Genomic DNA, 11,604 nt, shown 5'->3' on the forward strand with positions numbered 1-11,604 from the left:
AAGACTGACTGTCGCGCGGGCGCCTGCCGAAGCGAGCTCAGCCGTTGCCAGCAGCCGCTGGTCTGTGGCTGGGAAAAACAAGGACTTATCAAAGACGAGTTTCCGCCACAATCGGTCAAAGCATGGGGTTTTAAAACCCGAATGAAATGACATCGCATGTCATTGCTAAATCTCCGCCTTGCCAGCCATATTCGATTTTGTAGTTCGTTTCGATGCCTTTGCAGAATTCGCCCGTCTTGTCGGCAAAGGTTCGAACCTGCGAGAATTTCCACAAGCTGGTGTGCTGTGGGTCGTTCTCCATGGTGTAGAGATAAACAGAATTACACAGGCCCTGCGGCCGGACGTTGGCGAGCCATTTGTTTGGTCCCACCTTCTTGAATTTGACAGGTCGTTTTGAAAAACCATGACTTTACAGGTTTTTGTTTAGGCAAGCGTTGATTGTTGAACCCACTTCTCGAAGTTCCGCCATCGTCGGGTTATTACATAAGCTGAACAGCTCCTGCAACTGTCGGATCGTCAAAGCATTTTTGCTCGTCTGGGCATTCCGTTCGACTTCCGCTCGGCGCCTAAGAATGTCGGTGGAGATCCGATCAGTTACCTTTCTTGGGTCATTGCCCGCCTCTGCACGAACATCATCAATCCGCTTTGTTACTTCAACCGAGAGTTTCGCAGGATCCAGCGCGTAGTGAACCGACAGCTGAGTAAAGCGACAGATAACTTTCGCGCTGGAGGACGTGAAATCGAGGCATGGTCACAGAACGATTGCTCCCCTATCCAGTCGGTGACCGCAACACCCTCAAGTTGCCACTCACGGCATTATTCGCGATGATTCGCGCTCGTTCCCAAACGACGCTCCACAGTTCATCGACGAACTCGCACTCTTCTATGAGCCACCTTGTCATGCGTATCTGCTGCTGCAGCACACACCAGCGTATTGACTTCGCGAGTTGCTCGGTCATTCGCACGCCATAGCCATCCAGAAACGCGCGCCACATCTGGTCTGGCTCCGCCTGCATGCTAGCCTCTAGCCAAAGTGCGATCGCCGCGATATCAATGACTTGCGGACCCCGTCCACAATCGTCGAAGTCAAAAAGGGTGACCTGATTGCCCAAGATGCGCATGTTTTGCGGCCGCACATCGCCATGGCAGAAGCCCACGGTGCCGAGCGCGCCATCGGCGCCTTCGCGTTTCAGCGACGCGATTGCATCGGCGAGGTGATCCGCTGTGGCTTTAGAATGCAGTGCGATTTTTTCGATGGACCCTATTGCCGTGCTTAGCCCGGGTGAGCGCGACGGCGCTAGGGTGCTCAGGACCGGCTGCCGATGCAGGTCCGCGAGCGCGACACCGATAAGCGCGTAATCGCTTGGGCGATCAGCAGGTTCGTTTCCGCCAACGGGCTGGAAGACAGTAGCAAATCGCGTGGAACCGTCCGGGAGTGTCAGCGTTGAAACGTTCGACCCAAGGCGACTCGCAATCGGTCGACCTGCATCCAGCGCGGGCGTCGCTTGGATGGCATTCAGCACTGCCATCTCGGCGTGGATGTCCTCGAGCGATCGGTCGTGGCGGCAGAGACGGACATACGCGATCGCTTGACCCGTCGCCGCACTGAGCCGCATGGTCCAGTTGGCACCGGCAACGACAGTTTCGACCTCGCCCCGAAGGTGATAGAGATCGCGGAGGTGGGCCGCGACGACTGCCTCGCCTTTCTCGCGGTCAGTCGGCCTCATCGTGCGCTGTGATGCTGAGTCCACGCGACGATTCGTCCGAACGCGTCACGAATGTTTGCGGGACTCGCGTAGACATGATCTTCGCCCCAATAGCGGACGAACTCGACGGGCTTGCCTTGCCGGCTCAAGGCGACGAACATCGCCTCGGATTGGGCGATCGACACGTAGTCGAGGTCGCCATGCATCAGCAAGAGCGGGGCTTCGATTTTGTCGGCGAACAGTATCGGGCTATTGCGCATGTAGGAGGCGGGGTCCTGCCACGGCGGGCGGGAAAGATGAAAGAAGTCTTCGCACATGTCGGCGAAATGGAATTCCGCCTGGTGCCTCGACTCATAGCGCCAGCGCGGATCAAGCTGGCCATGAAGTGCGATCAGGTCCGAGACTCCGGCCAGCGAAATGCCGGAACAAAAATGCCGCGTCTTCGCTAGCAGCGCCATAACGGCCCAGCCGCCGGCACTTTGCCCGAAGACATGCACACAATCCCGGTCAATGATTCCTGCTCGTTCCGCTGCGTCCAGCGCCCGTCCGGCGCCCGTAGCGACCGCGTCGATCAAGTCGCCATCGGTGTTCTCGTCGAAAGGAAGATCGGGGTCCAGCACGACATAGCCTTGCGCTGCAAAAAGATGAGCGTTGTAAATGAAAGTCGGCCCTTCGACGAGCAGCGGAGCATCCGGATTGGCCGCTCGGTCGAGCGTCGGATAGACGAACATGACAGCCGGACGGCGGTCGCCCTCTCGCCAGTCCGGTGGCAACACACAGCGCATGGTCGTTACGCGGCCGCCCGGCAGTTCGTATTGGACCTCGAACGCTCTGCCGATGCGCACACCCGCTAGGTGCCCGTTGATTCGCAAGATAGTTCGCCATCTCTCGTGGCCGCGCAGCCATAAAAGTTCGGCCCCGGTGTTGCCGCGCGCGACCACCATGCGCTCGTCGGTCGCTTTATCATGCCAAAGTTGACGGTCGGTAGGGCGCATGGCCGTGTCAATGACGTCCGGATGGCTCGACGTTGTTTCGTCGCTTGCAAGCGCGGCGACGCCAGGATGCGCCGTATTCGGCTCGGTAACGGTTGAGATGCTTCGGTCCACGAGCGAGACGGTCACCTGTTCGTGGGGCGGCCGCTTCCTTCCGCCTTGTTTGACCGTCAGCCTGTTACCGGTAGAGTGTTGGCCCACCTGCATCGCGGCCCAGGCTTTTGGGGCGGCTTCGATTGTCGACCTTGCGCTCTCGATTCCGGCTGCACGGCGACCCGCGGGAACGACAAGAACGGAGAGGGTGTCGTCGTCGACCCATCGAAGTGACGGTTGCCCCTCGAATTCCATGGCGACGTCGCGATCAGCGATGGTCTCGACGCTGACGCTGTCTGGGTCAACTATGCACAGCCGAACCCAGTCGCGATGCGCGGCGATTGCGGCTATAAGTTTCCCGCTCGGCGACCAGTACGGCGATGTGATGCCCGCGCCGTCTGGTCCGCTGACGATGCGCGCGCTCCCGGTCTCGACATCGATGATATGTAACCGACCACGGTCGGCCCCCCAGAGAAACGGTCGCGTGGAACTCGGCAGTCCCGCGAGCCCTGCCGTCACGGAAACTGCAATGCGCTTCCGATCAGGACTCACGTCGAGGATCGGAATATGGGAGCCGTCTAAGCTTTCGAATGCTAGGACATCGTCGAGGCTCAGTGATCGGGGCGACGGATTTGAAGTGAGCATACGGCGCGCTTCGCGTTGAACGAAAGAACACATCCTATAATGCGTTCGCCAGGAGTTGCACGAAACCCTTTGTTGGTCGCGGCATCCTAAAGCGGCGCTGACCATCCGCGGTGCATGTCTTCAAAATGGCCTGTCGAGCCGAAGCATTCCTACTTGGGCGGGGCCACCTTCGGCCCCAACCGGCCGTTCGACATGCCGGCGTAAATCGCAGACAATCTCGCAGATTTACACCCTGGAGGCCGAGCGTAGAAATGCCAGATATGTCGACGAGAACTCGATCAGGCCGACGACCCCATGTCGATGAACTGTGGCGGTGACTGCTGGGGTTGCATTGGCGAGGTTGAGGCTGAACTGGGCTATGCCCAATCTGTCAATCAAGTCCGAGACGAACACGTTCGCGGACTTCGCTCGGGATGGATAGACGCTGCGAAGCAGTGACTATCACTAATCCTGTTCGGGTCACTGTCGGCCAGCTGCGGTCGTAGCACCATTGTATTGAGGAGCCGCTCGGATGGCTCATGACGTCCTCCGAGCGGCCACTACATCAAGCCAAAAGAAGCCGATGTCTCGCGCGTCAATGGTGCAGGACGCCCGGCCGGATGGGTTGATGCTCGGAGCTCATCATCGACTTGTACTCTAGGGACGTTATGCGCAAAACGCACTTGAACGTCACCGCAAATGAATTTGCATCGGCGTACCCGTCCGACTTGCGAGATCCAACCAGAAAGCGAAGTGAACCGCACCGGGAATCGTGGAGGCCGGTTGGGTTAAGTTAATGCGGGCATATCAGCGGCACTTCGGAGTTGCCTGTAGTAGTGTGCCTCAGCCTCAGCGGGAGGGATATAGCCGAGTGGTTCCATCAGCCGACAGTTGTTGTCCCAGGCGACCCATTCCAGGGTTGCGAGTTCGACAGATTCGCGTGTCGGCGGATTCAACCGGTCGTCGCAACACCTTTAATCGAGGAGGTGTTGCGTGGTGCGAAGTGCAAAGCAGGTGTATCGGTTGACGGGTCGAGCAGCGATGTACTCGCCAGGCGCCCCATCACTTGGACATGAGATTGAGCGTCGGTTTTGGCAACAGATCGCCACCGGCATTACCAGCGAGAAGGCGGCGCAGGCGGTAGGCGCATCACAAGCGGTGGGCTCGCGCTGGTTCCGCTATCGTGGCGGCATGCCACTATTCATGTCGAAACCTATTGCTGGTCGATACTTGTCGTTCGCTGAGCGAGAAGAGATAGCATTGCTCTCTGTCCAGGGGTTCGGGGTGCGCGAGATCGCCCGCCGTACATGATCGCGCATCAGCGAACGGTCCGGTCAAGTTTTCTGAACATGGTGGCCGTGTAATCGGTGTATTGATAGAAGGCGGCCCAGCCAGCGATTTGCCGGTTCAGGCTTTCCATCAGGTCCATCCGGTTCATGCCATAGTTGCCCGACAGTTGCTTGACTAACCGCTCGGCGAAACCCCGGTACTTCTCCCACGGGATGGTCGTCACCGGCCGCATGCGGCCGCGTGGTCCACGCTTGCGGATGATGCGGTGACCGAGGAAGACGAAGCCGTCGTTCACGTGTGCGATATGGGTCTTCTCCATATTCACCGTGAGCCTCAGTTCGCCTTCGAGGAACCCATGGCATGCTTCGCGCACTGCCTCGGCATGTTCGCGTGTTCCCTTGACCACGATCACAAAGTCATCTGCATACCGACAGTAGGCGATAGCCGGTTTCCACTGCCGGTTTTCTCGAACAGTAATCGGACGCTGCTTGAGAATCGCGAAGTTCCACGCCCTTCGATCTTTCCGCACCTTCTTGCTCAGATAGTTCCTTTCCATCCACGCATCGAATTCGTGCAGCATGATGTTGGATAACAGGGGCGAGATGACACCGCCCTGGGAAACACCTTCACTCGCGGCACGAAACAGATCACGATCAACGCAATCCGCCTTGATGAACTTCCAGAGCAGAGCAAGGAAACGCTGGTCGGCAATTCGCCTGCGGATTCCCTTCAGAAGAAGACGATGATGAACGGTGTCGAAGTAGCTGGCGAGGTCGCCCTCGATGACCCAGCGTCCGGCGACGCTTTGTTCACCACTGTCCTGCAACTGAAGCTTCCTTGACCTCGCGCTCCAGGGCCTTCAGCCGTTCGCGTTCGTCAGTCGTCACGCCATCGCGCTCGCCTTGGTCAACCTGATCGCGCTTGATCCATTCGTGCAGCGTCTGCGGCGTACACCCGATCATCGGCGCAATCCACTCGACCGCTGCCCACATCGACGGATGTTCGCTACGCTGCTCGCGCACTAAACGTACTGCACGCTCGCGAACCTCTGGGGAAAACTTGGTTGCCTTCTTGTTCATGGCTCCATTGTCTCAAGAGTGGGAGCCTCCACAAAATCCGGTGCGGTTCACTCCCTCGCTTGGACTCGTTTCCAGCTAATCGAGAAGTGGGCGTTTGGAAACGCGCCTATGCATTGAGTGTGCAAACTCATTGAACGCGTCCGACGCATTTTTTCAATGACTCGCTCCAGACACGTATGTAATGTCAACGCATTCGTTGTGCGCTGCGGAGTGACCATTCTCACTTACACGTTGCCGGGTCTGCTTCACACGCGGCGAGCCGAGTTTGTTGCGCACTCAAGTCGGCCTGAGCCTTCACTGCGTCGGCCTGCTCGGCCGTGGTGGACCGCCTAAACGGAGTCAGTACGTCGGTTACACCGGTAAGCGCGGCAGTGGTGCCCGAATTTTTCACGTACTGGATGGTAGAAATAGCGCCAGAGTCGGCCAGCATCAGAACAAACTGCTGCGTGCCAAATGCGGGAGACTTCGGGATATGCAGTGCGTAATCGCGATCCGAATGGTTTTCGCTTGGAAGAATGACATCCCGCAAGCCAACCGTTTGCTTGTTCTCGAACGGCCCCCATCGCAGTTCGATTAGAACGTGGACCATACGAGGCAACCGAATTTCCCCGCCGGACTGCGCCCGGTCGGTGACTGGCTGAACCACCTCAGCAGCATGAATGACGAGTGTAGGGGCAATGTACTTGCCGAGTGATGAGCTTTGAATAAGCGCATTAGTGCCGAAGCTGCCGGCGTCCGGCTCCATCACGCTTGATTCCTCCGAACGGGAGTGCACGAGCTCATTGAACTTCAGATTCTGCCTGGTATACGTAATCTTCACCGGTTTTGCTGATTCCTTAAAGGAACACCAACTAGCTTTTTGTCTAGCGCGAAGCCCGACGACAGAACCGCCCAATGTCACGGCTTGCTTGATGATTTCGGACCCCTCGCCCGTTTGTTTCGCGTTTATCGTTTTGAGCCTCGCATCATCCGTCAGCGTGACCGTCACATCCGTGTCGGAAAAAGTACCGCTAAGATCGTCAAATCAAGAGGTCGCGGGGCAGTGAAATGCGCAGAATAGTCTGTTTTGACGGTTAGAAGTGTCGTGACCTGCACGTCCTTTGTCTTGCTGCAGAGGATAGTCTGAGACGCGGTAATAGCGGTGTTGGACTTGGGAAGGTAGTACGTCACCGTCGCTTTGGGCATCTGAGCGCAGCCCGTCTGCAGTGCGAGAAGTGAGGCCGTGCATGCGAGCTTTATGTTCATTTTTGCCCACTCCAGCCCAGAGACTTGCGGTGTACATGCAGACCTGGAGTAGCGTAAGCGATGGCACTCCGCCGTTTGTGTTGCTTCCCGCACGAAGCGACGCCGACTAAAAGCTTAAAACATCGCGCTTTCGTCCGTTATATCCTAAATAACCCGCTCCGAATCCGGCCTAAAAACATCGCCGCACAAACGTCGCTGTCGCGCAACAGCCGCCTGCATTCTTTTCCGTTAGCGTAACCCGTCAGCAGCTGGAAACGAGCGCGGGACGAGCATTCTTCTTCCCGCAGTTGCATGAGCCTGGCGCACGCGGCCTGTCCGACTTCACCGACATGGCCGAACTGGGAGTGACGATCGCTGGCGTGCCATTCGAACACCGGCTGTACCACTTCGTGCTCGCGTTCTCGCGCTGGGAATACGCTAATGTCGTTGAAGGCGGCGAGAGCTTCGAAGCACTGTCCATGGGATTGCAAAATGCACTATGGCAGGCCGGGGGATGTCCGCGCGAGCATCGCACCGACAGTCTGTCGGCGGCGTTCAGAAACCTCGCGGATAAAGACGACTTCACAGTGCGCTATGCGGCGCTGCTCGAGCACTACGGCATGAACGGGACGCGCAACAATCGCGGCCTGGGCCACGAGGACGGTAGCGTGGAGTCATCGCATCGCTATTTAAAGGAAGCTGTCGACCAGGCCTTGATGTTGCGCGGCCATCGGGACTTCGTTGATCGTGCGGCCTATGATGAGTTTCTGCGCGAGGTCGTCATGCGTCGCAACCGGCGTAACGCAGCGGCGTTCCGCCTTGAGCGCGAACAGCTCATGGATCTCCCGTTAAGGCGCACGACCGACTTCGTCGAGGAAGAAGCGCGCGTTACACGCTGCAGCACCTTCACCATACGCGGCATTCTGTACAGCGCGCCGTCGCGCCTGATCGGTCATCGTCTGAAGGTGCGCGTGTATGGTGACCGGCTCGACTGCTAGCTGTCAGGCGCGCTGGTGCATAGCACCTCGCGAGGTTCGCGTGCCGGCGACAACCGCCGCGCACTTGATTACCGACACTTCATTGAGAGCCTCAAACGCAAGCCGCAGGCATTCAAGGGGCTTGCGTTTCGAGACGAGCTGTTTCCGCGCGAGGCCTATCGCCGGACCTGGGAACAGCTGGAGGCGAGACTGACGCAACGCGAGGCGTGCAAAGTCATCGTTGGATTGCTTGAACTCGCCGCGCTCGTTCGCGTCGAGGCCGTGCTGGCCGCGCGCCTCAACGCGTTGCTGGTTGACGGCAAGCTGCCTGATCTGAAGGCTCTACGCGAGGAGTTCGCGCCGCGTCACGCCGATTGCCCAAATGTCAATGTCGAGATGCCACCCGCAAGCAGCTATGACGACCTGCTCGACAAGGAGGTCGCATGAGCACGCATGCTTACGATGCCGGCCGTCTTGCCTTGATGCTCAATGAACTGCGCCTGCCGACCATCGCCCGCCTTTTGCCCGAGTTTGCGGAGCGCTCCGACAAGGAAGGCTGGCAGGCCACACGCTTGATCGGCGCATTGCTCGAACACGAACTGGCCGAGCGGGCCAAACGGCGCATTGAACGACATCGTGCCGAGTCGCATCTGGACCCGACCAAGACGCTTGCGACCTTCGACTTCAGCATGGTGCCGATGGTTTCAAAGGCACACGTCATGGCGCTCGCGACCGGCGATTCGTGGCTTGAGAAAGGTGCCACGGCGCTCCTGTTTGGTCCGCCTGGGGCCGGCAAGAGTCATCTAGGTTCGGCCATCGGACACGCGTTGATTGACGCCGGCTACCGGGTGCTGTTCACGCGTACGAGCGAACTCGTACAGAAGCTGCAGGCTGCGCGCCAGAGCCTGCAGTTGCCTTCAGCTCTTGCCAAGCTCGACCGCTTCGACCTGATCATCCTCGACGACCTGTCGTACGCCCGTAAGGACCAGGCCGAAACAAGCGTCCTGTTCGAGCTGATCGCCGAAAGATACGAGCGCCGCAGCCTTCTGATCACGGCCAACCAGCCCTTCTCGGGATGGAATAACGTGTTTCCGGATCCCGGCATGACTGTCGCTGCGATCGACCGACTCGTTCACCATTCGACGATCTTCGAGATGAACGTCGAAAGCTACCGTCGTCGCGCAGCCAGCGACAAACAGAACAACCGGCGCCGACAATCATCCAGCGACAAACATCAACAAGGAGCGACAACCATGACCGGATAACGACCGACAATCATCCCGGTCGACCGGCCAAGATGGTTATATGAACGCCCCCAATGCGCCAGGTCTTCTTGCGTGTTGCATCGACAGGATAGGTTGCAGCTTTATATGCGGCCTCATGCAGCCTCATACGCTGCGGGCCCCGATGAAATCCGCTGACTCGCTCCTCATTTGTCGCACGAGCTACGCGCTCAAACTATCTTTCAGGCTTAGCGAGTTCAGGTCCGACCTGTCTTGTCATCACGCTCGATTGCCAACGCAACCTTTCGACGTCATCCTGCAAGCTTCAATCTTCCATACGGTTCTACTGATCAAGCCGGTCGTGCACTGACATGCCCCTGGTTGTACGGCGTGCCATGTGCGAGAACTGCCCAGATTGTTCGGGCAATCTTGTTGGCAAGTGCTACGGTCACCACGTTGGATGGTCGCCGTTTCTGCAACTGCTCAGCCCACGATCCGGTGTGCTTGCCATGGAAGAGCACGCTGCGCGCTCCGTGGATCAGTAACGTCCGCACATACGTGTCCCCGCGCCGGCTGATGCCCAATAGCTGGATCTTCCCGCCTGTGCCGATCTGCTTTGGCACGAGACCGAGCCACGCGGCAAACTCCCGTCCGGACCTGAACGCCTTCGCGTCACCCATCGTCGCAACAGTGGCCGTCGCCGTCAGCAGGCCAACGCCGGGGATCGCGGCGATTGCCTTGCATGCCTTGTCCTCCTTCATCCAACTCTGCAAACGTCGTTCAATGTCAGCGACCTGTTTGTCGAGTCGATCAAGGTCATTCCAAAGGTCGCGTAACGAGTCGATCAGCATCGCCGGCAGACGCTCGGCGAGCTTCGCCAGCACCCCGGGAATCGCTTTATCCAGCGCGGCGCGACTCTTGGCCATCACCTCGCCGTATTCTGTCAGCAAGCCCCGCAGACTGTTCATCTGCATCGTGCGGAACTTGATCTTCTGTTGCCGCAACCGATGCAGCGCCAAAACGGCCTGCTGGGCTTCGGTCTTCACAGCGACGGGCTTGCTCGGCATCTGCGTGGCCATCCAGATAGCACGAGCATCGGCAGGATCGTTCTTGTTGCCGATGTTGAAAGCCTTGACGAACTTCGCCGGCATCAGCTTGACCTGATCGCCCATCTCCATCAATCGCCGTGCCCAATGCTGGGCACCGCCGCAAGCCTCCATTCCGATGAGGCAAGGCTCGCGATTCGCAAAATGCTCGAGGAATGCGGCGCGCTTCAGTTGCTTGTTCACAATCTCGCCCGTGCCGGCATCCACCCAGTGAAGCTGGAAGACGTTCTTCGCGATGTCCACCCCGACCGTCGTATACTTCATTTCGGACCCTCCGGTTAGCCTGTGAAGACCTCAATGATCTTCCATTTGGGCACTTTGATGCCGTCGGCCCGTGAGGGTCCACCTTCTCGGCGTCACCCATCTGGTAGGTGGGGGCGTTCATTCCATTTGTCGGTAAACCGGCCGTGCTGCTTGACGCTGTCCAGCCGTGGGCGGGACACAAGAGTTTCGTGCCCAAGACAAAGTCGGATGACGATTCGCCGTCTGAGGGCGGAGGCGGCTCGCAAGAGAACTGGCGCGGCGAGAAACGCAGCAACGACACGCATGAATCCAGCACGGACACTCAGGCGCGACTGTTTCGCAAGAGTCGTGGCACGGGCGCGGTGCTTTGCTACATGGGTCACGTGCTGACCGATAACCGGCATGGTCTCGTGGTGAACGCACAGGTCACGCAGGCCAACGGTACGGCCGAACGCGACGCGGCCGCGCAGATGCTTGCGGATGCTGCGCGATTTGCCGGTAAGACCATAACAGTCGGTGCCGACAAGAACTACGATACGGCCGGATTCGTGGCGACGTGCCGCGAGAACAAGGTGACACCGCACATGGCGCAAAACGATGCACGCGCGGGCGGTTCCGCGATTGACGCTCGAACCACACGATGGCCCGGCTATGCAATCAGTCAGTGCAAACGCAAACGCATCGAGCAGGTGTTCGGATGGGGCAAGACCGTTGGCAGGATTCGGCAGGCGATGTATCGAGGTCTGAAGCGAGTCGACCAGCTCTTCGTGCTCACTCAGGCGGCGTACAACCTCACTCGCATGCGAACGCTTGCTGCCAGGACAGCTTGAAAGAGTAAGCGAGAAGGAAAGCGGCATCGGCAGCACCTGAATCAAGGAAAAGTCGGCGTCAATTCATCTGGAACACTGCATCGCGCAAGCTCTTCCGAATAATCGAGTGCGCGTTCATTAAGGGGTATTTCAACGGCCTGCTAGGTGCTTTGACGGTCGATTATGGTGAAGCCAGTATCGATCTTGACGTGCACAGGCTGATGCCCGGCTGCCGAGC

Annotated in this window: 6 protein-coding genes and 5 pseudogenes; 4 read left to right on the plus strand and 7 right to left on the minus strand. The window is 58.5% G+C overall.

Annotated elements, in window-relative coordinates:
• Positions 1-770: 770 nt before the first annotated feature.
• The 3 genes and pseudogenes from NCS67_RS29645 to NCS67_RS29655 all read right to left on the minus strand — a co-directional run.
• Positions 771-1,751 (minus strand): phosphotransferase enzyme family protein, encoded by a 981-nt coding sequence (locus tag NCS67_RS29645; protein ID WP_250437699.1) that lies wholly within the window; start codon positions 1,749-1,751, stop codon positions 771-773.
• Entirely contained in the window at positions 1,724-3,436 is a 1,713-nt protein-coding gene (locus NCS67_RS29650; RefSeq protein ID WP_250437700.1) for an alpha/beta hydrolase family protein, read from the minus strand. Before NCS67_RS29650 ends, NCS67_RS29645 begins: the two co-directional genes overlap by 28 nt.
• Positions 3,437-4,203: 767 nt before the next feature.
• A pseudogene (locus NCS67_RS29655) lies at positions 4,204-4,359 on the minus strand (IS3 family transposase); the annotation flags it as partial.
• A 70-nt stretch (positions 4,360-4,429) separates the two neighbouring features.
• Here NCS67_RS29655 and NCS67_RS29660 point away from each other — a divergent pair.
• A pseudogene (locus NCS67_RS29660) lies at positions 4,430-4,720 on the plus strand (helix-turn-helix domain-containing protein); the annotation flags it as partial.
• Between the two features lie 13 nt (positions 4,721-4,733).
• Here the strand turns inward: NCS67_RS29660 and NCS67_RS29665 are convergent.
• The 3 genes and pseudogenes from NCS67_RS29665 to NCS67_RS29675 form a co-directional block, all read right to left on the minus strand.
• Positions 4,734-5,531, minus strand: coding sequence for a reverse transcriptase domain-containing protein (locus tag NCS67_RS29665; protein ID WP_250437701.1), 798 nt, complete (start codon positions 5,529-5,531; stop codon positions 4,734-4,736).
• Positions 5,521-5,784, minus strand: a pseudogene (locus NCS67_RS29670) (transposase); the annotation flags it as partial. The gene NCS67_RS29665 and the pseudogene NCS67_RS29670, both read right to left, overlap by 11 nt.
• Positions 5,785-6,004: 220 nt before the next feature.
• Positions 6,005-6,772, minus strand: a complete 768-nt coding sequence (locus tag NCS67_RS29675; RefSeq protein ID WP_250437702.1) for a hypothetical protein — start codon at positions 6,770-6,772, stop codon at positions 6,005-6,007.
• A 523-nt stretch (positions 6,773-7,295) separates the two neighbouring features.
• Between NCS67_RS29675 and NCS67_RS29680 the strand changes: the two are divergent.
• A pseudogene (locus tag NCS67_RS29680) lies at positions 7,296-8,432 on the plus strand (IS21 family transposase); the annotation flags it as partial.
• Positions 8,429-9,250 (plus strand): IS21-like element helper ATPase IstB, encoded by an 822-nt coding sequence (istB, locus tag NCS67_RS29685; protein WP_250437703.1) that lies wholly within the window; start codon positions 8,429-8,431, stop codon positions 9,248-9,250. The pseudogene NCS67_RS29680 and the gene istB, both read left to right, overlap by 4 nt.
• A 308-nt stretch (positions 9,251-9,558) precedes the next feature.
• On the opposite strand, the gene NCS67_RS29690 is transcribed toward istB, so the two are convergent.
• On the minus strand, positions 9,559-10,578 hold the full coding sequence (locus NCS67_RS29690; protein WP_250437704.1) for an IS110 family RNA-guided transposase: 1,020 nt from the start codon (positions 10,576-10,578) through the stop codon (positions 9,559-9,561).
• A gap of 158 nt (positions 10,579-10,736) precedes the next feature.
• Here NCS67_RS29690 and NCS67_RS29695 point away from each other — a divergent pair.
• Positions 10,737-11,387: pseudogene (locus NCS67_RS29695) on the plus strand (transposase); the annotation flags it as partial.
• Between the last annotated feature and the right edge of the window lie 217 nt (positions 11,388-11,604).

This window comes from Caballeronia sp. ATUFL_F2_KS9A (assembly GCF_023630765.1).
Classification (GTDB): Bacteria; Pseudomonadota; Gammaproteobacteria; order Burkholderiales; family Burkholderiaceae; genus Caballeronia; species Caballeronia zhejiangensis.

Coding starts and splice junctions, on each gene's coding strand:
- NCS67_RS29650 (WP_250437700.1), bottom strand. CDS start 3,436: ATGCTCACTTCAAATCCGTCGCCCCGATCACTGAGCCTCGACGATGTC.
- istB (WP_250437703.1), top strand. CDS start 8,429: ATGAGCACGCATGCTTACGATGCCGGCCGTCTTGCCTTGATGCTCAAT.
- NCS67_RS29690 (WP_250437704.1), bottom strand. CDS start 10,578: ATGAAGTATACGACGGTCGGGGTGGACATCGCGAAGAACGTCTTCCAG.